Below are 21,965 nucleotides of genomic sequence, written 5' to 3'. Positions count from 1 at the left end.
ACCGCTGGCGTGTTGTCAGTCATCGCTCAATTGCTCCGCGCAGTAGGTGAGGGCGTCCCGAACGAGTTGATGGGCCAGGCTCAAGGAAATGCCCAGGCGTTGTGCGATGTCCTTGAAGGTCATGCCGTGCAAGCGGTGCATGACAAACGCTTGGCGAGATCGCTCGGGTAATTGGGCCAAGGCATTTTGAAGCTGCTGCAACTCATCGCTGTAGAGGGCTTCGCATTCTGGCGAAGGATTTTCAGAAGGCAACCCTTCGAGCTCGTCCTCGCTGGCCGGGTGACGGTTTTCCCGGGAGAGGCGCCGATTCAGGTCAAGGGCGAGGTTACGCACAATACGGTAGAGGTAACCCACGGGCTGAGCCAAGGGTGTTCGATCGGCGTTGATGTCATTGAAGCGCAGCCAGGCCTCTTGAACCACGTCTTCAGCCTTGGACCGACAGCCCACGATTGGCGACGCATACTCCACCAGCGCCTTGCGGTGTGAGAGGTAAAGTTCAAGTTTTTGACGGTGTTCTGACACAACGACCACGCTTGTTAAACACAATGACTGCCCGATCAGGCGTGGCGATAGTAGTCGTGTTGATAATCATTATCAAATATGATTTTGACGGATTATGTCTACAGGCTTCGCGGTCGAGCGTACGGGGCAGCGAGTGCCTGAGCCTTGCTGCCACCGTTGTTGCAGGAACGTCACAGTCTGGCTCGACACCCGTGTGAGCCGGATACCCTGACGAAACTAGGCATCCGGCCAACGGTTGCCGCCTGCACTGCTAGGCGAACGATTGACCGTGGAAACCTCTTGGAAGTCGCTGACGACCGGGCATCGCGGCGAGTTTTGCCCGCCAGTCCGCGCGCCAGTCATTGATGGCGTGAGCCCCCTTTGCGTGCCGTGCGGAACGGCGCGTGGCGTTACGCAGGTCTCTGCGGGCTGCCTTGAAGGCATCGGTGTTGCGGCAACTGCGGCATTTCACCTTTGAAAGCTCAAGTGTGGTGCTGAGGTTGTCGCCGTGATGGCCGCAGGCGAGATGCCCGGCGACCTTGAAATGAATGACCATGGTGTACGTCCTTTGTCGTGAGTGCAGGGCAGCGCAGGGCGTTTGCTCGCGCTACGCCTTGGAGCCAATCGGAACGCGGTGTCGAACCGTGCCGCTCCGTTTTCTGAGTTTGAGGGATTGGCGACACAGGGTCTGTTCGCTGAAACACATAGGCCTACGTGTACTAGCGCACAGACGCTGGCGGACGGGCACGCGCATGCTGGGTCATAGGTAGATCCCTGCCAGTATTCGTCGGAGAACAGTATGAGCACCTTGCACAGATTCACGTATAGCGCCTTGATGGTGGGTTTGCTCGTCAGCCTGAGTGGCTGTCCGAGCATGTCGACACAGGGGCGTAACACGGCCATTGGCGCGGGCGTTGGCGCTGTCGGTGGTGCCGTTTTGACCGGTGGCAGCACCATGGGCACTGTCGGCGGCGCCGCGATTGGCGGAATCATCGGCCACGAAACCAAGTAGTTGTCACCCCTATGCGCGCTAGCGCATCAAGGAGCACGTCATCATGATATTCACTCATAAACTGACACGTTCAAGGCTTGCCTTGGCGCTGCTGCTCGGGCTGTCTTCAGCGATGCTGTACGCGACGACTGAAGAAACAGTCGATAGCTCGGCGGTACAACTGGAACCTCAGGAGCAGAACGGAATCCGCTACCTCAGCGGAGGCATTGGCCTGGACGAGTCGACGGCCCTTCAGCAGACGAAGGGCTATAACCTGCACCTGACCTTTTCAACGGGGCCCGCTAACCAGTACGTCAGCAATGTCGATCTGGTGATTCAGACTGAAAGTGGCAAGCCTGTACTGTCGCTGAGTCAGGTAGGGCCGCTGGTGTATGTACAGTTGCCGGCAGACAAATACCTTGTGATTGCCCGCACTGATGGCCGTGAACAGCGGCGCAGCATTGCGCTCGCCGGCACGTCAACCGGCACGGTTAACTTCCACTGGAGTGAGTAGCGCAGGGGCAGCTATCGCGAAGCGTCCGCGCGGTGCCCTTGAGACCGTAGGTCCAGCCGTAGGGGTATGGTCGAGCTGTCGCGCTAGACTTCAATCCTCAGACCACGCTAAATGACAGTGGAGCCCTTATGAGAACCGCCCTTGTTCCCTGCGTAGCAACGCTCCTCTCGCTATTTTGCCTTGGCGCCACGGCCGAGACCGTTACACCGCTCAAGGGCCAGTCCCCGGAGACTGTCCAGCAGGACATCAGCGCCTGCCAGGCACAGGCTGGCAGCGTCAGCAGCACCAACACTACGCAATCGGGTGGTCGTGCCCGTGGTGCCGCTACCGGCGCGGTCGCGGGGGCGGCGGTTGCCGGGGCGCGTATGCGTCAGCATGACGAGGTGTATGACCGGGTCGACGATGATGTAAAGCAAGACTACCGGCAGAACCAGGCCAAGAATGCCGCGGTGGCCGGGATGGCGGTCGGTGGATCGCGGCAGCGCCAGGACCGGCGCAATGCGGATCAGAACAGCGCCAGTACATCCTCTGCCTACAGCACGTGCATGCAGCAGCGCGGCTATCAAGTGACACCGTAAGCCTGAAGCGTCAGTGCCCCGCCAAATCAAACCAAAGTGGACACATGCAATGCCCATATCGGCACGGTCGCATTAGTTTTGGCCAAGATCAGTTATCCCGCCATGCGTCGCGAGGCGTGTTTGCCTGCGATAAAAGGCGTGAATAGCCCACACCACCCCTACGAATAACAATCCTGTCCCAACTGCTTCCATAGGAGAGGGCCATCGTTGGTCAATGAGAAGGCCCATCGTAGTTGCATAAATGGTTCCGCTGGCGATCAATTGCCCGCTTAGAGCTAGGGGTAGGCGCCGCGTTGCGATTGACCACGCCCAGGCACCTGCAAGGGTGGCACCTACTCCCTGAATTAACCCACATACGATTAGCGCCTGAGTACCTGCTAACCCGTTCGGATGGCTAGCGAAGTGGGAGAGTTTCAAGTACAGCCCAACTGGGATGAAGGCCAGCATTTCGACGCTGCACATGAAGATCAGCATGGCTGACCACAACATGGGCGACATGCGTGGGCGTTGAGCCAAAGCACTTTCATTCAGCAGGCCAAAACCTGTCCAAAATCCAATGGCCATTAACGATGCGAGCAGCCCGAGCAGTATCGAATTGGTCGGGAGCGCCACCTTTGCGGCGCTGAAATCAAACACGCTCAAGTTGACCAAACTGATGCCCAAAGCCGCGACCAGCAGCGGCCCGGCAATGGCGCGCCAGGGCACGCTGGAACTTCGCATGTTGCCGGCAATCGCGAGCACGATCGGTACTGACCCCATCATTACCGGAGGGATCACCGGCCCAGCTGCCAAGACCGCAGTGGTGATCAGAAAGAAGTAGCCGATGTAGCCCAAGAAGCCCAGCAATGCGGCAATGGCCCAGTCGCTCAGTTGCAATTGCCGCACTTCGCTACGGTAAACAAACAGCACGAGCAGGCTACCTAAACCGGCAAAGGCATAGCTCACCACGGCCAGATCAAAAAGGCTGTAATCGCCGACCAAACTCGGAAAGATATAGAGCAGCGACCATGAAAAAGTAGCGGCAATGGCTGCTAACAAGCCTAGGATCATACGCTCTGCTCCTGCTGGCCCTGCTGCTTCCGGATCCAGCAATGAGCTACGTGCCGGGCAGTGTCGAATACCCGCACGTCCTGGCCCATGGCGCCGCTGACAAAACTGCCCTCCAGCAAGACAAACAGCCCCTCAGCAACTACGTCAGGGTCGCTTATACCGGCGCTCATGGCCAAGGCAGTAAGATTTTCGCGTATCCCTTGCTTGTGTCTACTCACTGCCAAATGCACAGGGTGGCTAAACTGCGGGAATTCAGCCGCACTGTTGACGAACAGGCACCCACGCTCGCTATCTTGCAAAAGAAAGCGTTGATACAAATCGAAAAACGCGAGCATGCCACTGACCGGCTCAGGATGCCCTGCCAAGGTGCGCGCTACCTCTTCGCGCCAGCGTCGGTCACGTTCTTCAAGGCAAGCCACTATCAGCGCATCCTTGGAAGGGAAATGGCTGTAGAGCGTCATCTTGGTAACACCCGCCATCGCGGCAATGGCCATCACCCCCGTCATGTATATACCTTGTGACAGAAACAGCTTCATCGCCGCGTCAATCAAGCGCTCACGGGTATTGTCCAATTTAAGGTGCTCCGGCATAGGGATGGCGTTGACTATACTGACCGGTAAGATCGAGGCGCATCCAAATACGACCTGAATCACGGCCGTTACGACACTGGCCGCAGCATGCCTGCGCAGCGGTAAATCGCAGGATTGGCCAATCAGAAAATTCGCTACGCGAGTTCCTTGCTTTGCAACCAGCAAAATCGTCGCACTCTAGCTTGGCGCTCCACTGACCAAGGAAGTTGCGGGAATGTTCGTCCGCGCTTCTCGGACTGAAGTCGTAAACCACTGCCGTGATCGTTGAATATGGCGTAGTGCATCGACTGAGGGTTGGACTTGCACGCCGGTTTGGCCGACCCAATGCCCTGGGCTGACCGCTTGGTACTTTGCTGTCCCGCCGTATTTATCAGCGTATGAGCTGCAGGACTGCCTATGCGTCAACCCGCTGTTTGTGGGCCTGGATACACAGGAGCAAATCCGCCGCCCAATGTACGGAAGTTGGTTGTCTGGCCTTGGTATAGCCGTGCGGCCACTGACAGTACCTCGCCAGCATAGGCGTAGTTACGAACGTCGAACTTCAGCACTGAGACTGTCGTTTCGGCTGATAGGGTTCTTTGGCCTGGCAGGATCAAGGCTTGGGCTACATAACTACCTGCAATAATCTCCTGCCAGACCCGCTGGGTGAGCTTGTCACCACGGTAGGCTGCCCGGCTGCCAAATCCGGTGCAAGGTTTGAAGAACAGCCCCCGGCGCTCCTGCCAAAGGCGCTCAGCATTTTCTGCCGTAATGACTTCGGTATGCGGAATGCTGGTCAGTAATAGATCTTGGGTCGCTTGTGGAACCTTCCATGCGTTCAATCGTTGGGCATCACAGAGTAAGGCCAAATTGCGTTTGTCTGCGTATAAGGCATGGGCTTGCGGGTGTGGTGTGAGTAGCGTGGCTCGTTCAAGGTAGGCTTGGCGCAGTGTGGCATTGCCAACGGCCTCGAGGGAAAAGTCGGTTAAACGGTTGTAGACCATGTCGATGGCCAACTGTTCATGCCAAAGCTGTCCATCCCTCAGGCTCAGTTCGGAGGGGTCGACGATCACTGCTTCTATACCGTTGCGTTGGAACAACTGCTGGAACAGCAGGAACTCTGGGTACAGGTATTGTTGCTTGGGCGTCTCATCGACAATGGCAATACTGCGCAACGGTTTGTCCCGCCCATACTGTGACCACTCCTGACGAAACATTGCACTAATGCTGCTCTCAATTACCTCAGCTCTTCTTGATGGTGGCAGCAACTGCTCTATAGCCGGGCAGCAGGCGTGCTGCGCTCTTGATAACACTGCATTGAGCATCGCCCCACCCGCATTGGTGTTGATCTCGATCAGGCCGAAATTGTTCTGGGTGACATGGAAGTCATACCCAAAGAACACTCCCTTGGCCCCACCTGGGTCATGTCGTGCGATAGCAGGAGAGTGAGCCAGCACTTCCTCTCGGTAAGCCGGGAGTGCAACGACTGATTCGACCGCGCGCACGACCTGCGCCATTCGATCCAAGTGGGCTGGTGCGATAAAGACCGGATGGGCGGCAAATAGGTGGGGGCAGCGTTGCTGCACAAGCTCAAACAAGCCAGGCTGACCGAGAGTCGACTCCAGGGTCTCGCGCAGGGCGTCTTTATCCAGGCTGATGCAAAAACACTGACTGTTTAGGGTTTCGATAGGCACTCCTGCAAGAGCCGCCGCAGCGGCGGCCGTCGAAAGAAACGCTGCGTCATTGTCGGGCAAGGGTATAACCAACTTAGGCATCGCTGTTTCCCCCAGGGCTGGTCAATGACACGCCCCACCTGTCGCGCTGATTACAACCTTGGTATCCCAATACTTGTCGTCAGAGTGTACTCGCAAGCCATGCGCTGTACGCTCCACAAGCATTCAGCGCTCGGGTGGCAGAAGTAAAGCACACTGGAGCTGCCAGCGCTGCGGCGTGGAAAGAGGATCAGTGGTCGTACGGTCAATGCTCGCGGCTGCTATGCCTTCACAAGGGAGCAGTGTTTCAGTTCACTCAGGAGCAATGTACAAACGGTACAAACCGCAGCGTATCTGGGTTGTTATGCAGGCTCGGTGCGCGAACCGAAAAACAGGTGCCAATCCCTGGCAGGAGGTGGCCGATGTTGTTCATTGTCAGTTGGTCAATTTCGTCGGAACGTCGTAACGCGGCAATCGAGCGGTTTCTCAAGACGGGAGGCGCTCCACCCGCAGGTGTGACCCTGCTGGGGCGCTGGCATGCCATCGGGCGCATGACCGGTGTCGGTATCGCAGAAGCCAGCGATGCCGCGCTGATGCAAAAGTGGGCACTTGAATGGACGGATCTCATGAGCATGGAGATTCACCCTGCACTGACCGATGAGCAGGCGGCGCCGTTACTCGCCGCAGTGATCGCCAACAAATAGCCCGTGACGGGCACGATGCCGCTGGCAAAGGTACCGTCGGGTCGCTGAAGCCCAGCGCTCCCTTTGCTGGCTGGCATGCAACCACAGTGCGACCCCATCGTTCATGCTCACTGCTGCGACAGCGATTCCGGTACACAGACCCTTCCTTCGAACAACAGCCTGGCGGTACGGATCAGGCCGCAGCCGGCGATCTGGCCGTTGTGCAGGCGGATCTCGACGCTGAACTCGCCGGTTGGATGCTCCACCGATATACGCTTTACCTCACCGCCCGGTAGGTGCGCGATGGCGTGTGCGACAGAACCTTCGATCAGGCAGGCGGTGGCCGCACTCACGGCCCCGAACACGCCGATAGCGGTATGGCAGCGGTGGGGGATGAACGAGCGGGTGCTGATGGCACCCCCCGACTGCGCCGGCGCGACCAGGCACATTTTCGGCACATTGCGCGCGCTGACGTCACCCAGGTTCATGCGCGGTCCCGCCTGCAGGCGGATCGACTCAAGGCGGGCCTTCAGCAGTGTGTTTGCGTCTAGTTGTTCGGGGCTTTCCTCACCACTGCAGCCCAGGTCTGCAGCGCGCACCAGCACGACCGGCATGCCGTTGTCGATGCAGGTCACTTCGACGCCGTCGAAGACATCCCGCGCATTGCCGGTTGGCAGCAGCGCGCCGCAACTGGAACCGGCGACATCCGCGAACTCGATGAGTATGGGCGCGGCCTGACCGGGTACGCCGTCGATCCGGGTTTCCCCGGCGTAGCAGATGGCACCGTTCGGTGTCGGTACCTGCGCGACCGCGACTTGTCCGGTGTTTTCCATGAAGATCCGTACCGGGGTGATGGCTGCGTGAATCGCGACCAGCCCCTTTTCGATGGCGAACGGACCGACACCCGCAAGAATGTTGCCGCAGTTCTGGCCGTAATCCACCCGTGGTTCATCCACCAGTACCTGAGCGAACAGGTAGTCAACGTCGGCATCGGGTCGGTCAGACGGCTTGATGATCGCGACCTTGCTGGTGAGCGGGTCGCTGCCTCCGATGCCATCGATCTGGCGTTTGTCCGGTGAGCCCATGACCGCGAGCAACAGGCGGTCGCGCTGTGTCGGTTGGCTGGGCAGGTCGCTGGCCAGGAAGTAGGCGCCCTTGGAGGTGCCACCGCGCATCAGCAGGCAAGGTATACGTACCTGGCTCATGCTCAGCCCTCCAGTTCATCCAGGCTATCGACGTAGCGCAGGCCCTTTTCGGCCAGGCGCTGGCGCATGTTGTAGAGGTCCAGACCGAGTTCGCCATTGGCCAGGCGTACACGCTTTTGTTCCTCCAGGTCGGCGCGTTTGCGCGTGGCCTCTACGACCTGATGCACCTCGTTGTGGCGTACGACCACGACGCCATCGTCGTCGCCCACCAGAACATCCCCGGGGTTGATCAATTGGCCAGCGCAGACCAGCGGCAGGTTGACCGAGCCCAACACTTCTTTCACCGTGCCCTGGGCGTTGATGGCGCTGGACCAGACCGGGAAGCCCATCTGACGCAGTGTGTGGCTATCACGGATGCCGGCGTCGATCACCAGTGCGCGTACACCGCGTGCCTTGAGCGAGGTGGCGAGCAAGTCGCCGAAATAGCCGTCGGTGCAGGGTGAACTGGGTGCCACGACCAGGACATCGCTTGGCCGGCACTGTTCGACGGCGACATGAAACATCCAGTTGTCGCCCGGCGCCACCAGTACCGTGACGGCTGAGCCGCTGATCGACACCCCTTGCTGGATGGGCCGCAGCGACGCGCCGAGCAGCCCCTTGCGCCCTTGTGCTTCATGCACCGTGGCTACGCCGAAGCGCCCCAGTTCGTCGATCAGCGCGGCGTCGGCACGGGGTGCGTTGCGCACGACAATCCCGGTTTTTCCGATGAGTGCGCTCATGCCAGTTTCTCCGTAACCCGTGGAAAGAGGCTCTGGTAACCTTCGGCGTAGACAATGTTGCGGCTGGAAGTGATGCCGACATTGCGTTTGGCCTGTACGCCCCGCTGCAGTGCCACGCGGGTGTAGTACTCCCAGAGGTGTTCCTGACCGGCCATGCACTGGATCGCAGCGTACTTCTTGTCCCAGACCTCCGTGATGTCGAGGAACACGTCCGGGCGCCACTCGCACTGCTCTGGTTGGTGCGGCTCGAAGCTGTAGACCGGCGGTGCCCCGAGGATTTTCTCGCCGGGGTTGTAGCCTTCGGCCTGGGCGATGATGCGCGCCTCCTGGGTCAGGTTCATGGCCAAGGGGTGGTCATAGTTGTAGGGGTCCTTCAGCGAGTGGCTGAGGACAAAGGCCGGTTGCACGCGACGGAACACATCGGCCAGGCGAAACAGGGTGTCTGTATCGGCACGCATCGGGTAATCGCCGATGTCGAAAAACTCGACGCTGGCCCCCAACACCTCTGCTGCTGCCAGGGCTTCGTCACGGCGCACGGCCTTGACCCGCTCCTCGCTCATGTCGCCCTTGCGCCACAGCTTGGCGGACTCACCGCGTTCACCCATCGACAGGCAGACGATATGTACGGCATAGCCTTGTGCGGCATGCAGGGCGATGGCGCCGCCTGCGCGCCAGACGAAATCGGCGGAATGTGCGCTGACGACCAGTGCGGTTTTCTGTACATCGATCATGGCGAGGTGTCCTCCTGCTTTTTGAAAAGCATGTCACTCAGCGCCACTGGCGAATAATGCGTTCAGTTGTTCGAGGTATGCGTTTTTCTTATTGATGTCCTCAAGACGCAGGGGCATAGTTCCGCCAGCATGAGACTTCCAGAAGGTATGAGCACGAATGTTGGCTGATGAGCTTCCAAACCTGATGCAGGTGCGAGCGTTCGTTCGGGTGGCTGAACTGGGCAGCGTGTCGAAGGCCTCCGAGGCTGTTTACCGGGCACAGTCGGTGGTCACGCGGGCAATCGCCGAGCTGGAGGCGCGCCTGGAGGTGCCGCTGTTTGAGCGGCATGTCAACGGCATGCGCCTGACCGACTATGGCGCCCGGGTGCTGCCCCGAGCACGGCGTGTCCTGGCGGAGCTGGAGACGGTGCCACGCCTGCTGGAGGGGGCAGCGGGCAAAGCGGTCGAGCCGCTCTACCTGTTCCAGGCCCGGCGCTTGCAGGTGTTCGTCAAACTCTGCGAGACCTGCCACATGCAGACGGTGGCGCGCCATTTTGGCTTGAGCCAACCTGCCGTCAGTGCGGCGCTGAAGGTGCTGGAGGGTGGTTGTGGGCAATCGCTGTTCGAGCGAACACCACGGGGCTTGCAACCGACGCGGGCCAGCCACGAGATTGTCTTTCCGATCCGTCGTGCGCTGAACGAACTGCGGCATATTCAGGCCGATATCACCGCAATGCGCGGCACATTGCAGGGTGTGGTGCATGTCGGCGCGCTGCCGTTGGGGCGTACCCGCATACTGCCGGACGCCATCGTTCGGCTCACGGCCGCGCACCCCGGCATTCGCGTGATCACCAACGAGAGCCCGTTCGACCTGCTGGCTACCGAACTGCGGGCCGGCGATGTCGATTTCATTCTGGGGGCGTTGCGTTCGGCTGACTATGCCTCGGACCTGGTCGGCGAGGCCTTGCTGACGGAGGAAATGGTCATACTGGCGCGCCGTGACCACCCGCTGTGCAGCGTGCCGGTTGGACGCGAAGCGCTCAGTGAGGCGCACTGGGTGTTGCCACGGGCCGGTTCGCCGGCGCGGCAATTGTTGGACGCGTGGTTCACCGACTCGGGCCTGGCCGTGCCCTGGCCGGTGGTCGAAAGTGGCGACTTGGCGATCATTCGCGGGCTGTTGCTGCGCTCGGACATGCTGGCCATTGTGTCCGCCCACCAACTGGAGCAGGACATTGCCTCGGGGGCGCTGTGCATCCTGCCGGTGCAACTGAAGCAGACCACCCGTGCCATTGGCCTGACTTACCGCAGTGGTTGCCTGCATTCGCCCGCCGCGCAGGTCATGATGACGATCATTCGCCAGGCGATTCGCGAGCAGGTGGATGGCTGACAGGCCGGCCGAACGTTCGGCCAGCCTGTTGCGGGTGGATCAGAGCAGGCTGAGCGGATAACTGATGATCAGACGGTTCTCGTCGAAGCTGTTGGTGCTGCCCCAGTCACGGCGGATGCTGGAGTTGCGCCATTTGACGTTGAGGGCCTTGAAGCTGCCACTTTGCACGGTGTAGGTCAGTTCGCTCTCGCGGCCCCATTCGGTGCCATCCGTGGTGCTGCTGTTATGCACGTCGGTGCCGTGAATGTAGCGGGTCATGAAGGTCAGGCCCGGTACGCCGAAACTGGCGAAATCGTGGTCGTAGCGCAGTTGCCAGGAGCGCTCCCTGGCGTTTTCGTAGCTGGAGTTGAAGCTGTCGTTGGCCAGCACGCCGCCACTGGTGCCGTTGACGCGGAACCACTCGTCTTTACCCATGACTTTCTGCAGCCCGACATAGAAGGTGCTGGCGCCGTACTTGGCGGAGAACAACCCGGAAGCGGTGCGATTGTCCAGTTCGCCAGCCCGCGCGCTGCCGTCTTCCTTGCCCCAGAAATAGCCGAGGTTGGCGCCCAATACCCAGCGCCCCAGCGGTTGTGAGTGCTGCAGTTGCAGGTATTGTTGCTGGTAGATGTCCTTGAGTTCGGCGTTCCACAGGCCAATCAACGTGCGGTCCTGATTCAGCCGGTATTCGCCGCCTGCAAAGTTGAACCGGTCAGTGGTGTACGCGGTACGGGTGAACAGCGACAGGTCTTCCATGCTGGCGTCGTTGCGCGGGCTGTTGCCGCGGATTTGCCCGCCGTAGAGGGTCAGGTGGTCGATTTCCCGCGAGCTGATCTGGGCGCCCTGGAAGGTCTGCGGCAGTGACCGTGCATCATCGGCGCGCAGGATCGGCAGCACGGGCATCCACTCGCCGACTTTCAGTTCGGTTTTCGATACGCGGGCCTTCGCCGCGAGGGCCAGGCGTCCATAGTCGTCTGCAGGCCTGCCGTCGTCATGCACCGGCAGTAGCTGGGTATTGGTGGTGCCTTTGCCGCCATCGAGCTTGAGGCTGTACAGGCCGAGCACGTCCAGGCCAAAGCCGACGGTGCCTTGGGTGAAGCCAGACTTGGCGTCGAGAATGAAGCTCTGCGTCCATTCTTCGGCCTTGCCCTGTCTGGTCTGATCGACGAAGTTTCGATTCAGATAGAAATTTCGAAGGGTCAGTGTCGCACTGGCGTCATCGCTGAAACCTTCTGCGAACCCCTCCAGTGGCAGTGCAGATGCAATCGCCAGGGTGCAGAGCAAGCGAGGGGTGACGGTTGTTTTCATTGTTGTTGTTCTCCGTTTTTTGAGCAAAGCGTGGCCCGCCGCCCCGTTGCAGGGCAGGTCGAATGGGGCTGTTGCAGGGTGGCCTGGGCGGGCGCTGGTGCAGCGGGTGGGGGTAGGGGCCTTCGCCTTTTCGCGCGGGCCCCGCCCATGGATCAGCGTGCGGTTTTACCTGCGACCGAGTACAGCACTTGCTGGTTGCGGGTTTTCATGAAGTCTTCCAGGCTTTGCCCGCGCATGGCTGCATAGACGTGCAGGTTGGGGATGCCGAGGACGGCGGCGAGCTTCTCCAGGACGAAGAAGATCGCGCCGTAGTGAATCAATCCCCGCCAATCACGTCGGCGCAGCAGGTCGCGTTCTTCTTCGCTCAGCCCGGCTTCCTCGAACAGGGTTTCGGGTGCGTCCAGAAAGCGCTGGCGCCAGTTCGGTTCGATCATGCGGTGCAGGAACTTGTTCAGGCGATAACCCTTGGCACTGCGTTCCAGTGTGAACGGGTAGGTGCCTTCCAGCTTCTCGATACCGGCCAGTTGACGGCCCATGTGTTGCAGATGACGTGCGTTCAGTTCGGCCGGCACTGGGCGCGCCTGGTTTTCCAGCAGCAGCGTGGCGATGCCGGTCATGGAGGGCAGGTAGTAGTCGTAGTGCAGTTGCTTCACCGTCGATGACAGCGCGCCGCGCATGATCAGCCAGGTGATCACTTCTGCACCCTCCATGCCACCGAGCGTGGCGTATTCGGCCAGGGTCATTTCACTCAGGCGCACCGGGTCGTTGACGAACAGGTCAATGAACTGGGCATCCCACTGCGGGTTATTGAAGCCGCAGCGCTCGCCGTGCACCTGATGCGACACACCGCCGGTTGCCACGATCGCAACCTTGAGGTCTTGCGGGTAGCTCTCGATGGCGCGGCGCAGGGCCTGGCCCAGCTTGTAGCAACGCGCTGCGCTGGGAACCGGGAACTGCAGGACGCCGACCTGAAGGGGGACGATTTCCACTGGCCAGTCGGGTTCACAGGGCAACAGGGCCGACATGGGCGAGAAGAAACCGTGATCCAGCGGTTTGTCGCGGAAAAAGCCCATGTCGAACTCGTCGCTCATCAGGCTTTCGCCGATGTGCCGTGACAGTGCCGCATGGCCCCTGATGGGCGGCAGCGCACGTGGGTTGCCACCTTCATCAGCCACGTCGTAGCGCTCGTCCACACCCAGGGTGAAGGCGCCGTAATGGTCAAAGAAGAACGATGTGACATGGTCGTTGAAGATGTAGAACAGCACATCGGGTTGCTGTTCCTTCAGCCAGGCCTTGATCGGCTCGAAGCCTTGGAAAATCGGCGCCCAGGCTGCCTCGTCCTGTTTATCGTGATCGACTGCGAAGCCGATGGTTGGGGTGTGCGAGACCGCAAGACCACCAATAATACGTGCCATGTGAGTTTCCTTTAAACGAAGCGGATCATTGCGCGATCAACGTCTGGTTGGCGCGGCGCCTTGCCTGACCGTTGGCCAGAATCGCCAGGGCCGCGATGAAGGCCGGCAAGCCAAGGAGGGTGAACAGGGTGGGCAGGCCCAGCCCCAAGCTTAGAATCACGCCACCGATCAGCGAGCCGAAAATCGCCCCGAAGCGACCGATGCCGAGCATCCAGCTGACGCCAGTGGCGCGAAAATCCGTTGGGTAGTAGTTGGGCGCAAAGGCATTCAGGCCAGTTTGCGCACCGCTCATGAAGAAGCCCGCGGCAATCACGCCCACGGCCAGCAAGTTCGACTCCAGGCTCAAGGCCCCAAGCAAGAGGATGAAGGTGCCTCCCAGGGCATAGGATGTGGCGATGACGCCGTTCGGGTTGCGGCGGTCCATGATCCAGCCGACGACGATGGCGCCGACGGTGCCGCCGATCTGGAACAGGCCGGTCAGGGTGGCTGCCCGCTCGATACTCAGGCCGCTGTCACGCAGCAGTGTTGGCAGCCAGCCCATAGTCAGGTAGATCACCAGCAGGCCCATGAAGTAGGTCATCCAGAGTGCCAGGGTGCCGAGGCGATAGCGCTCACTGAACAGCATGCGTACAGGTGCTTTATGCTGGGCCTTGGGTTCGGCAACGGTAAAGCAGGTGTTCGCATCGAAGGTGCCGCCCAGCCGGTTCAAGACCTTGGCGATCTGGCTCGCGGGTGCATTGCGCGCCGCCAGGAAACGCGCCGACTCAGGCAGCAGGAACCAAAGAGCGGGCAGGAGCAGCAAGGGCAGAATACCGCCGGCCATCAGTACCGATTGCCAGCCATGCAGAGGGATCAGCCAGGCGGCCAGCAGCCCACCGGCACCCGAGCCCAGGTTGAACCCGGTGAACATGAGGGTGATCAGCAGTGAACGATTGCGCTCGGGGAGGTATTCCGAGAGCAGGGTCGTGGTGTTTGGCAATGCCGCGCCCAGCGCGATACCGATCAGCAGGCGCAAGGCCGCCAGCTCATAAGGGTTGCGGGCAAATGCACAGCCCAGGCTGAGGAGGCTGAAGCCGGTCACGGCGAAAACCAGTACCCGCTTGCGCCCGAAGCGGTCGGCGTAGGGGCCGGCGGTCAGGGCACCTATTGCCAGGCCCACCATGCCGGCACTCATCACTGGGCCGAAGGCCGCACGGGACAACCCCCATTCCTGCATCAGCGAAGGGGCGATGAAGCCCATGACCGCGACGTCGAAGCCGTCGAACAGGACAATGAGGAAGCACAAACCGAGAATAAGCCACTGGTAGCCTGTCATGGGCCGGTTGTCGATCCACGCTTTCACATCGACAGTTTGATTGAGAATGCGCATTCACCTTTTGTTTTTGTAGTGGTGAAAATTCCGCCGGGCATTCGAAAACACTGATGACCGGCAGGAATCACCTGACCGCATCGCGGAGTGGGGTGAGTCTACGGCTGCAGGCCGTGGGACGGCCTCTTGGAAATCTTTAAGCGGGTATCGCTTTTGTTTATCGCGGGGGTTTTCTGCGTAGCAGGACGCTGATTCCTGGCGAACTGTTCGCCAGGCAACAGGCACCCAACACTTTGTTGCTTTTTACACTGCGTGGATTTCAGCACTAACCATAAGTTACTGAAATATAAGGATAAAAATACTGGCATGGCTCCTGCAGTGCCTCATCAAAAGGCCGCCGAAGGTGGTGGCCGACGATGAGTAAGCCGTGAGGAACCTATGCCGAACACCCTGACCAGCGCGCACTACCCACTTTCTGAACCGGATGCGCATGTCATCCGCAGCGATGCCGAAGCCATTGCCGTTGCGCACAAGGTTGCAGCTTTCCTGCTGGAGCGCGACGCTGAGCGTGATCGCCAGCGCCAGGTGCCCGCCGAGGTGGTGGATGTGTTCTCCAACAGCGGCCTGTGGGGTATTACCGTGCCCAAGGCCTTCGGTGGCGCTGAGGTGTCCTACGCCACCCTGGCCGAAGTGATTGCCATTATTTCCGCGGCCGATGCGTCGCTGGGGCAGATTCCACAAAACCACTATTGCTTGCTCGAAGACATCCGCCTGCAGGGCAGTGACGCACAAAAGCGCTTTTTCTTCGGCCTGGCGCTCAAGGGCAATCGTTTCGCCAACGCACTGTCCGAGACGGGCGGCAAGACGGTACAGGACATCCAGACGCGCTTTACCCACGATGGCGAGTCCATCGTCATCAATGGGCGCAAGGGTTACTGCACCGGTTCGCTCTACGCTCACTGGCTGGGCGTTTTGGCGCTGGATGCCGAGGGCAGGGCGCACCTGGCGTTTGTGCCACGCCACACCGATGGGCTGACCGTGGTCGATGATTGGGCCAGTATCGGGCAGCGCAATACCGCCAGCGGTACGGTACTGGCGCAGAACCTGCGGGTACCGGCGTTCAATGTGTTCCAGACCTATCGCTCTTACGAGAACCCGACCCTGGCCGGGCCGTTTGCGCAGATCACCACCGCCGCCATTGATGCCGGTATTGCCCAGGCTGCGCTGCGCGACACCGTGCGTTTTGTGCGTGAGCATGCGCGGCCCTGGATCGACGCCGGGCTGGCCAAGGCCAGTGAAGACCCGCTGACTATCGTCCAGGTCGGCAACCTGAGCATCCGCCTGGAGGCTGCCGAAGCATTGCTGGAGCGCGCCGGCAAGGTCATGGACAGCGTGCGGGCAGCGCCGGACGAAGACGGGGTGGCAAGGGCTTCGGTGGCCGTCGCCAAAGCCAAGGTGCTGACCACGGAAATCGCCCTGGAAGCCAGTAACCGTCTGTTCGAACTGGGCGGCACGCGTTCCTCGCTGGCCCTGCACAACCATGACCGGCATTGGCGCAACGCCCGCGTGCATACCTTGCACGACCCGGTGCGCTGGAAGTACCACGTGGTGGGCAACTGGTTGCTCAATGGGGTTAAACCGCCACGCCATGACTGGTCGTAGGGCGGACTGCACTGAGGAGTGAAGGGATGAACGAACTGTTCGCCAATCTCAATGGAGGGGAAATCGCTCAGGCCTGCCTCGATACCCTGACCATGCTCGGCGCTGCGCTGAGCTTTACCGTGCTGTTGGGCTTGCCGTTGGGGGTGTGGCTGTACCTCACCGGCAAACAGCAGCTGCACGAAACCCCGGGTGTGTACCGCGGCCTGTCGGTGCTGGTGAACACCCTGCGTTCGTTGCCGTTCATTATTCTTCTGATTGTTCTGGTACCGGTAACCACGCTGTTGACCGGTACTTCGCTGGGCGTGGCAGGCGCCATTCCGCCGCTGGTGGTGGGCTGCACGCCGTTCTTCGCCCGGTTGGTGGAAACCGCCCTGCGCGAGGTCGACCGAGGCCTGGTCGAGGCAACCCAATCCATGGGCGGCAGCACCTGGCAGATCATCTGGCACACCTTGCTGCCTGAAGCACGCACCGGGCTGATCGCTGCCGTGACCGTCACCGCCATTGTCCTGGTGGATTACACCGCAATGGCCGGGGTGATCGGTGGCGGTGGCCTGGGCGATCTGGCCATTCGCTTTGGTTATCAGCGTTTCCAGACCGATGTGATGGTGGTCACCGTGCTTTTGCTGATTGTCCTGGTGCAGGCCCTGCAGGTCAGCGGTGACCGGTTGGTGGTGCGTTACAGCCGACGCTGAAAAATATCCTCCCGAGTGGCAGCCGGGTAGTGCTGCCAACTGTGGCCCCACGTCCACCCCACGACGGCCAATCCTCTATTGTTCAAGGAGTCACTGTAATGAAAAAGGCTATTGCCATTCTGGCTGCCGTGGTCGCGTTCAGCGTGCAGGCGGGTGAAAAACTGGTCGTGGGTGCTACCCCGGTTCCCCATGCGGAAATTCTCGAATTCGTGAAACCGGCACTGGCCAAGGAGGGCGTCGATCTGGACATCAAGGTGTTCTCCGACTTCATCCAGCCCAACCTGCAACTGGCAGAAAAGAACCTCGACGCCAACTACTACCAGTACCGGCCGTTCCTCGACGAGTTCAACAAGACCCGCCACACCAACCTGGTGCCGGTGGTCGGCGTGCATATCGAGCCCTTTGGCGCCTATTCAACCAAGATCAAGGACTTGTCGGAACTCAAGGACGGCGCCTCGGTGGCGATACCCAACGACCCGGTCAACACAGGCCGGGCATTGGTACTGCTGCATGAAGCTGGCCTGATCAAACTGAAAGACCCAAGCAACACCTTGGCGACCCAGCGCGATATCGCCGAGAACCCGAAGAAACTGAAGATTCGTGAGCTGGAAGGCGCACTGTTGGCGCGCTCGGTAAGCCAGGTCGACCTGGCCTTCGTGTTTGCCAACTACGCCCTTGAAGCCGGTATCGACACCCGCAGTGCGCTGATTGTCGAGAAGGGCAAGGACCTCTACGTCGAGTACCTGGTCGCCCGTCCGGACAACCTGCAGAGCCCGGCCGTGCAGAAACTGGCCAAAGCGCTGAACTCGCCACAGGTGCGTGAATTCATCCTTGCCCGTTACAAAGGCCAGATTGCCCCAGGGTTCTAAGCCCTGTCGGCATCGTGGCTGTCAGGAAGCCCATTCAGATGACCCAGTACACTGCACTCAAGGTTGCACCTGATGATCTGGCGCCGGCGCCCTCCGCCCGTCGCGAGGCACAGGTGAGCACCCTGCATGAACCGGCGCATATCCGCCTGCAAGGGGTAGGCAAGCACTACCCGGGCAATCCCCAGCCAGCGTTGAGCAACCTGAACCTGGCAATTCGTCACGGTGAGGTATTTGGCATCATTGGCCGTAGCGGTGCTGGCAAGTCATCGCTGATTCGCACCCTCAATCGCCTCGAGCAGCCGAGCAGCGGTCGGGTGCTGATCGACGATCAGGATATCGGCCTTTACAACGCCGCGCAGCTGGTGCAGTTGCGGCGGCGAGTGGGCATGATTTTTCAGCACTTCAACCTGATGTCGGCGAAAACCGTCTGGGACAACGTGGCACTGCCCTTGCGCATGGCCGGGGTGGACAAGACGCAGATTGCCAGCAAGGTCAGCGAACTGCTGGCTCTGGTGGGGTTGCAAGACAAGCATCAGGCCTACCCGGCGCAACTGTCCGGAGGGCAGAAGCAGCGCGTCGGCATTGCCCGTGCCCTGGTGCACCAGCCGCAGATCCTGCTTTGTGACGAGGCTACCTCAGCCCTCGACCCGGAAAGTACTCAGGCAATCCTGGCCCTGCTGCGCGATATCAACCGCCGTCTGGGCCTGACCATTGTATTGATCACTCACGAAATGGAAGTCATCCGGGCGATCTGCGACCGGGTGGTCGTGCTGGAGCGCGGAGAGGTGGTGGAGCAGGGCGAGGTCTGGCAACTGTTCGGTGACCCACAGCATGAGGTCACCCGCACCCTGCTGGACCATCAGCTCAGTGACGTACCTGCCGATCTGCAACAGCGGTTGCACGCCGGGCCGGGGGCCGTGACGGATGAACGGTTGTTGAGCCTGCAGTTCAGCGGCCACCGGCACGAAGTGGACCTGCTGGCGATTGCCCGGGCTCTGGGGCCCCAGAGCCGTTTGCTGCACGGTGGTGTCGAGCGTATTCAGGGGCGCGCCCAAGGGCGCTTGCTGGTCGGCGTGCCGGTTCAGGGCGATGCCGAGGCGCTGATCGCAAAAGCGGCGACGCTGGCCGACCGGGTGCAGTTGCTGGGGTACCTCGCGCCACGCTGAAGGGGCTTGCGCTGTTGAAGCTGAAAAGCCCGGGGCTATCGATGGGATAGCCCCGGGCTTCTTTGTATTGATCACGGCTGTTCAGATTGAAAGGTTGAATGCCCTGGCACCGGTCTCGCGTGGTGCGGGTTGGCGTTTATTGACCACCAGCTCGCCGCTTTTGATCAGCATTGCCCGGGTGATGTTGCGGCTCAGGCCGAGCAGGTTGGCGGTGTGCACCTGGTTGTAGTGGGAGAAACGGTAGGCGGCGCGCAGCAGCAGTGCCTCGACCCGTTCATGCAAGGCACCGCTTTCCTCTTCGAACAATTTCTGGAAGGCCTGTTCCAGCAAGGCTTCGGCGCTGTCGTTGTGGTTGCTGCTCTCCTGGCGCTCTATGCGCAAATTGGACAGGTGCAGGTCATGTGCGCGTATCAGGTTGTCACGGCAGATCAACAACGTGTGGTGAATGACGTTTTCCAGCTCGCGAATGTTACCCGGCCAGGAATAGTTCACCAGTTTCTGCTGGGCCTCGGCATCCATCACAATCTCGCCGTAGCCCAGGCGTCGGCTGTACTCGGCAATGAAGTGGCGAATCAGCGGCAGGATATCGCCTGGTCGTTCACGCAGAGGGTTGAGTTCCAGGCTGACGACGTTCAGGCGGTAGTAGAGGTCCTCGCGGAAATGTCCGGCATTGATCGCCTTTTCCAGTTGTACGTTGGTGGCGGCCAGTACCCGCACATTGATCGGGATGCTCTTGCGTGAGCCCAGGCGCACCACTTCCCGCTCCTGCAGCACGCGCAACAGTTTGACCTGGATGGGCATTGGCAAATCGCCGATCTCGTCAAGGAACAGCGTGCCGCCGTTGGCCTCTTCAAACCAGCCGGCCTTGGCGCTCAGGGCGCCGGTGAAGGCGCCTTTCTCGTGACCGAACAACTCGGCTTCCACCAGCGTTTCAGAGAAAGCGCCGCAGTTCACCGCGATAAACGGCTTGTTGCGCCGGGCACTGAGGTTGTGCAGGTGACGCGCCACCAACTCCTTGCCGGTACCGGTTTCACCAATGATCAACACGCTGGCGTCACTGGGCGCGATCTGTTGCAGGTGCGCCAGCAGCGCTTGCGATTTAGGGTCTTCGAAAACCTGCGCAGTGGCGCGGATCGACGTGGCCAGTGCGGGTGAGGGCGGCAGCGTGAGTAGTTGCATGATCGGGCCTATGAGTAAAAAGACGGTGTTTGTAGCGCCCCGTTTGGCGCCCAGCCGTTCAGTCGTAGACGGGCTGTTGGGCTGGCAACACTGCTGAGCTGCGTAAGGCACAACAGTATCGGTGTGTGCGGTGTTGAATGTAATTGATCTAACAAACATTAAATAAAGACATTTTAGTTATTAGCTTAAGGCGTTGCCGTGACGTGCCGGGCGGCTCTGGATCGCGACCTGTGGAATTTTCTGTGGGTTCCCGGTGCAGGTGTTTTCCTGGCAACAGCCAATCAACAGTGTTGTTGGCTGGGCAATAGTTGCCACGCCGTCAGCGGGCTATGAGCGCTGGTCGCCCTGCTGGTTTTCTCCGGCCCGAGAGGCTTTGAGCCAGGCCTGGCAGCAACTGGTACAGCTCTTGCTCACCGCTGTCCCATACAGCCACGTTGCTGCTCAGCGCGCCGCAGAGCGCGCGCAACATACCGACGGCACGGATGCCGCGCGCCTTGCGCCAGAACGGGTTGCCCTGTCAGCCGCGCATTTATTATTGAGGCCTGTACCTATGAGCTTGGAGATTTTCTGGTTTCTACCCACCTCTGGTGACACCCGCTACCTGGGCAAGTCGTCGTCCGGTCGCCCGGCGACCAACGCCTACATGCGCCAGATTGCAGTGACCGCTGAAAGCCTGGGCTACGACGGTTTGTTGATTCCAACCGGCAGCAGTTGCCTGGACCCGTGGGTCACCGCTGCGAGCCTGGTGCCGGTGACCCAGCGGATCAAGTTGCTGGTAGCGTTGCGCACTTCGGTGAGCGGCCCGACGGTGGCGGCGCGGCAAGCCGCCACCCTCGACCAGGCGTTGAACGGCCGCCTGCTGCTCAATGTCGTACCCGGTGGCGATGCTACTGAGCTGGCGGCAGAGGGCGTCTACCTCGATCACGACCAGCGCTACGAAGCAGCAGACGAATTCCTCACCGTGTGGCGCCAACTGCTGGCTGGCAAAACCCTGGATTTCCAAGGCAAACACGTCAACGTCAAACAGGCTTCGAACGTCTTCCCGCCAGTGCAGACACCCTATCCACCGCTGTACTTCGGTGGCTCCTCGGCAGCCGCCCATGAGCTGGCGGCCAAGCATGTGGATGCCTACCTGACCTGGGGCGAGCCGCCGGCTGCGGTGGCCGGAAAAATTGCTGATGTGCGTGAACGTGCGGCGAAATACGGGCGTACAGTGCGTTTTGGCGTGCGTCTGCATGTGATCGTGCGCGAGACCACCGAACAAGCCTGGGCTGCCGCCGAACGGCTGATCAGCCACCTGGACGACGACACCATTGCCAGCGCCCAGGCCAACTACGCCCGCATGGACTCCGAAGGCCAGCGACGCATGGCCGCCTTGCACGGCGGGCGGCGCGACCAACTGGAAGTCAGCCCGAACCTGTGGGCCGGGGTCGGCTTGGTGCGTGGCGGCGCGGGTACGGCATTGGTCGGCGACCCACAAACGGTTGCGGCGCGCTTGCAGGAGTACGCCGAACTGGGTGTCGACAGTTTCGTACTGTCGGGTTACCCGCATTTGGAAGAGTCGATTCGCTTTGCCGAGCTGGTGTTCCCGCTGTTGCCTGGGAAAAAGCCGGTGACGCTAGCAGACCAAGTACTGACGGGTGGCGCTTTCGACGCCCGTGCGACGGTAAAACCCGCGGTGAACGAGCCTGAGGTCCTGGCGTAATCCCAAACATGACGAGGGCCAAGGCGCAGGAGGCGGGCGGGGCGATCGACTATGCTCTGGTT

Annotated in this window: 22 protein-coding genes; 10 read left to right on the top strand and 12 right to left on the bottom strand. The window is 60.6% G+C overall.

Translation table 11 applies throughout. From position 1 onward, the window contains the following. Positions 1–15: 15 nt before the first annotated feature. Both CS390_RS13640 and CS390_RS13635 read right to left on the bottom strand, forming a co-directional pair. A complete protein-coding gene (locus tag CS390_RS13640; protein ID WP_176717381.1) occupies positions 16–522 on the bottom strand; it encodes a sigma-70 family RNA polymerase sigma factor in 507 nt (168 codons plus the stop codon). A gap of 250 nt (positions 523–772) precedes the next feature. Further along, the gene (locus CS390_RS13635; RefSeq protein ID WP_099775041.1) at positions 773–1,057 is read right to left on the bottom strand and encodes a hypothetical protein; all 285 of its coding nucleotides are present in this window, start codon (positions 1,055–1,057) and stop codon (positions 773–775) included. 243 nt (positions 1,058–1,300) lie between these two features. On the opposite strand from CS390_RS13635, the gene CS390_RS13630 reads away from it, so the two are divergent. The 3 genes from CS390_RS13630 (at position 1,301) to CS390_RS13620 (ending at position 2,584) form a co-directional block, all read left to right on the top strand. After that, on the top strand, positions 1,301–1,513 hold the full coding sequence (locus CS390_RS13630; protein ID WP_099775040.1) for a glycine zipper 2TM domain-containing protein: 213 nt from the start codon (positions 1,301–1,303) through the stop codon (positions 1,511–1,513). 43 nt (positions 1,514–1,556) lie between these two features. Then, positions 1,557–2,006 (top strand): hypothetical protein, encoded by a 450-nt coding sequence (locus CS390_RS13625; protein ID WP_099775038.1) that lies wholly within the window; start codon positions 1,557–1,559, stop codon positions 2,004–2,006. Between the two features lie 128 nt (positions 2,007–2,134). Beyond that, on the top strand, positions 2,135–2,584 hold the full coding sequence (locus tag CS390_RS13620) for a hypothetical protein (RefSeq protein WP_099775036.1): 450 nt from the start codon (positions 2,135–2,137) through the stop codon (positions 2,582–2,584). Between the two features lie 72 nt (positions 2,585–2,656). On the opposite strand, the gene CS390_RS13615 is transcribed toward CS390_RS13620, so the two are convergent. From CS390_RS13615 to CS390_RS13600, 3 genes are all read right to left on the bottom strand, one after another. Beyond that, positions 2,657–3,634, bottom strand: coding sequence for a DMT family transporter (locus CS390_RS13615; RefSeq protein ID WP_065757619.1), 978 nt, complete (start codon positions 3,632–3,634; stop codon positions 2,657–2,659). Further along, positions 3,631–4,206: a TetR/AcrR family transcriptional regulator gene (locus CS390_RS13610; RefSeq protein ID WP_083199713.1), complete on the bottom strand. Its 576-nt coding sequence runs from the start codon at positions 4,204–4,206 to the stop codon at positions 3,631–3,633. The genes CS390_RS13615 and CS390_RS13610 overlap by 4 nt, the downstream gene beginning before the upstream one ends. A 419-nt stretch (positions 4,207–4,625) precedes the next feature. Beyond that, complete coding sequence (locus tag CS390_RS13600) at positions 4,626–5,978, bottom strand: hypothetical protein (RefSeq protein ID WP_099775032.1); 1,353 nt, start codon at positions 5,976–5,978, stop codon at positions 4,626–4,628. 359 nt (positions 5,979–6,337) lie between these two features. On the opposite strand from CS390_RS13600, the gene CS390_RS13595 reads away from it, so the two are divergent. Then, the gene (locus CS390_RS13595; protein WP_065757618.1) at positions 6,338–6,619 is read left to right on the top strand and encodes a DUF3303 domain-containing protein; all 282 of its coding nucleotides are present in this window, start codon (positions 6,338–6,340) and stop codon (positions 6,617–6,619) included. Positions 6,620–6,726: 107 nt separating this feature from the next. Here CS390_RS13595 and CS390_RS13590 read toward each other — a convergent pair whose 3' ends face one another. From CS390_RS13590 to galB, 3 genes are read right to left on the bottom strand one after another with little or no spacing between them, the layout of a single operon-like run. Next, on the bottom strand, positions 6,727–7,803 hold the full coding sequence (locus CS390_RS13590) for a 4-oxalomesaconate tautomerase (protein ID WP_099775031.1): 1,077 nt from the start codon (positions 7,801–7,803) through the stop codon (positions 6,727–6,729). Positions 7,804–7,805: 2 nt separating this feature from the next. Next, the gene (locus tag CS390_RS13585) at positions 7,806–8,522 is read right to left on the bottom strand and encodes a 4-carboxy-4-hydroxy-2-oxoadipate aldolase/oxaloacetate decarboxylase (protein WP_099775029.1); all 717 of its coding nucleotides are present in this window, start codon (positions 8,520–8,522) and stop codon (positions 7,806–7,808) included. Further along, positions 8,519–9,253 (bottom strand): 4-oxalmesaconate hydratase, encoded by a 735-nt coding sequence (gene galB, locus CS390_RS13580; RefSeq protein WP_099775027.1) that lies wholly within the window; start codon positions 9,251–9,253, stop codon positions 8,519–8,521. The genes CS390_RS13585 and galB overlap by 4 nt, the downstream gene beginning before the upstream one ends. Before the next feature lie 157 nt (positions 9,254–9,410). Between galB and CS390_RS13575 the strand changes: the two genes are divergently transcribed. Continuing rightward, positions 9,411–10,619: a LysR family transcriptional regulator gene (locus CS390_RS13575; protein ID WP_099775025.1), complete on the top strand. Its 1,209-nt coding sequence runs from the start codon at positions 9,411–9,413 to the stop codon at positions 10,617–10,619. Positions 10,620–10,658: 39 nt separating this feature from the next. On the opposite strand, the gene CS390_RS13570 is transcribed toward CS390_RS13575, so the two are convergent. The 3 genes from CS390_RS13570 to CS390_RS13560 form a co-directional block, all read right to left on the bottom strand. Continuing rightward, on the bottom strand, positions 10,659–11,906 hold the full coding sequence (locus tag CS390_RS13570; protein ID WP_099775023.1) for an OprD family porin: 1,248 nt from the start codon (positions 11,904–11,906) through the stop codon (positions 10,659–10,661). Between the two features lie 152 nt (positions 11,907–12,058). Continuing rightward, positions 12,059–13,321, bottom strand: a complete 1,263-nt coding sequence (locus tag CS390_RS13565; protein WP_099775021.1) for a gallate dioxygenase — start codon at positions 13,319–13,321, stop codon at positions 12,059–12,061. A gap of 25 nt (positions 13,322–13,346) precedes the next feature. Beyond that, positions 13,347–14,684 (bottom strand): aromatic acid/H+ symport family MFS transporter, encoded by a 1,338-nt coding sequence (locus CS390_RS13560; protein ID WP_099776685.1) that lies wholly within the window; start codon positions 14,682–14,684, stop codon positions 13,347–13,349. 384 nt (positions 14,685–15,068) lie between these two features. Here CS390_RS13560 and CS390_RS13555 point away from each other — a divergent pair, with 384 nt between their 5' ends. From CS390_RS13555 to CS390_RS13540, 4 genes are all read left to right on the top strand, one after another. After that, positions 15,069–16,292, top strand: a complete 1,224-nt coding sequence (locus CS390_RS13555; protein WP_099775019.1) for an SfnB family sulfur acquisition oxidoreductase — start codon at positions 15,069–15,071, stop codon at positions 16,290–16,292. A 26-nt stretch (positions 16,293–16,318) separates the two neighbouring features. Continuing rightward, positions 16,319–16,984 (top strand): methionine ABC transporter permease, encoded by a 666-nt coding sequence (locus CS390_RS13550; RefSeq protein ID WP_099775017.1) that lies wholly within the window; start codon positions 16,319–16,321, stop codon positions 16,982–16,984. A 98-nt stretch (positions 16,985–17,082) separates the two neighbouring features. Continuing rightward, complete coding sequence (locus CS390_RS13545) at positions 17,083–17,853, top strand: MetQ/NlpA family ABC transporter substrate-binding protein (protein ID WP_099775015.1); 771 nt, start codon at positions 17,083–17,085, stop codon at positions 17,851–17,853. A gap of 38 nt (positions 17,854–17,891) precedes the next feature. Next, positions 17,892–19,019, top strand: a complete 1,128-nt coding sequence (locus CS390_RS13540; RefSeq protein ID WP_099775013.1) for a methionine ABC transporter ATP-binding protein — start codon at positions 17,892–17,894, stop codon at positions 19,017–19,019. Between the two features lie 81 nt (positions 19,020–19,100). Here CS390_RS13540 and CS390_RS13535 read toward each other — a convergent pair whose 3' ends face one another. Continuing rightward, positions 19,101–20,198 (bottom strand): sigma-54-dependent Fis family transcriptional regulator, encoded by a 1,098-nt coding sequence (locus CS390_RS13535; protein ID WP_099775011.1) that lies wholly within the window; start codon positions 20,196–20,198, stop codon positions 19,101–19,103. Between the two features lie 550 nt (positions 20,199–20,748). Here CS390_RS13535 and ssuD point away from each other — a divergent pair. After that, positions 20,749–21,903, top strand: coding sequence for an FMNH2-dependent alkanesulfonate monooxygenase (ssuD, locus tag CS390_RS13530; RefSeq protein ID WP_099775009.1), 1,155 nt, complete (start codon positions 20,749–20,751; stop codon positions 21,901–21,903). Positions 21,904–21,965 lie beyond the last annotated feature (62 nt).

The organism is Pseudomonas sp. HLS-6 (assembly GCF_002753995.1).
GTDB lineage: Bacteria > Pseudomonadota > Gammaproteobacteria > Pseudomonadales > Pseudomonadaceae > Aquipseudomonas > Aquipseudomonas defluvii.
The sequence above is the reverse complement of the archived record's forward strand: the minus strand, read 5'-3'. Positions and strand labels throughout refer to the sequence as shown.

Coding starts and splice junctions, on each gene's coding strand:
- CS390_RS13635 (WP_099775041.1), bottom strand. CDS start 1,057: ATGGTCATTCATTTCAAGGTCGCCGGGCATCTCGCCTGCGGCCATCAC.
- CS390_RS13630 (WP_099775040.1), top strand. CDS start 1,301: ATGAGCACCTTGCACAGATTCACGTATAGCGCCTTGATGGTGGGTTTG.
- CS390_RS13625 (WP_099775038.1), top strand. CDS start 1,557: ATGATATTCACTCATAAACTGACACGTTCAAGGCTTGCCTTGGCGCTG.
- CS390_RS13620 (WP_099775036.1), top strand. CDS start 2,135: ATGAGAACCGCCCTTGTTCCCTGCGTAGCAACGCTCCTCTCGCTATTT.
- CS390_RS13615 (WP_065757619.1), bottom strand. CDS start 3,634: ATGATCCTAGGCTTGTTAGCAGCCATTGCCGCTACTTTTTCATGGTCG.
- CS390_RS13600 (WP_099775032.1), bottom strand. CDS start 5,978: ATGCCTAAGTTGGTTATACCCTTGCCCGACAATGACGCAGCGTTTCTT.
- CS390_RS13595 (WP_065757618.1), top strand. CDS start 6,338: ATGTTGTTCATTGTCAGTTGGTCAATTTCGTCGGAACGTCGTAACGCG.
- CS390_RS13590 (WP_099775031.1), bottom strand. CDS start 7,803: ATGAGCCAGGTACGTATACCTTGCCTGCTGATGCGCGGTGGCACCTCC.
- CS390_RS13585 (WP_099775029.1), bottom strand. CDS start 8,522: ATGAGCGCACTCATCGGAAAAACCGGGATTGTCGTGCGCAACGCACCC.
- galB (WP_099775027.1), bottom strand. CDS start 9,253: ATGATCGATGTACAGAAAACCGCACTGGTCGTCAGCGCACATTCCGCC.
- CS390_RS13575 (WP_099775025.1), top strand. CDS start 9,411: ATGTTGGCTGATGAGCTTCCAAACCTGATGCAGGTGCGAGCGTTCGTT.
- CS390_RS13570 (WP_099775023.1), bottom strand. CDS start 11,906: ATGAAAACAACCGTCACCCCTCGCTTGCTCTGCACCCTGGCGATTGCA.
- CS390_RS13565 (WP_099775021.1), bottom strand. CDS start 13,321: ATGGCACGTATTATTGGTGGTCTTGCGGTCTCGCACACCCCAACCATC.
- CS390_RS13555 (WP_099775019.1), top strand. CDS start 15,069: ATGCCGAACACCCTGACCAGCGCGCACTACCCACTTTCTGAACCGGAT.
- CS390_RS13550 (WP_099775017.1), top strand. CDS start 16,319: ATGAACGAACTGTTCGCCAATCTCAATGGAGGGGAAATCGCTCAGGCC.
- CS390_RS13545 (WP_099775015.1), top strand. CDS start 17,083: ATGAAAAAGGCTATTGCCATTCTGGCTGCCGTGGTCGCGTTCAGCGTG.
- CS390_RS13540 (WP_099775013.1), top strand. CDS start 17,892: ATGACCCAGTACACTGCACTCAAGGTTGCACCTGATGATCTGGCGCCG.
- CS390_RS13535 (WP_099775011.1), bottom strand. CDS start 20,198: ATGCAACTACTCACGCTGCCGCCCTCACCCGCACTGGCCACGTCGATC.
- ssuD (WP_099775009.1), top strand. CDS start 20,749: ATGAGCTTGGAGATTTTCTGGTTTCTACCCACCTCTGGTGACACCCGC.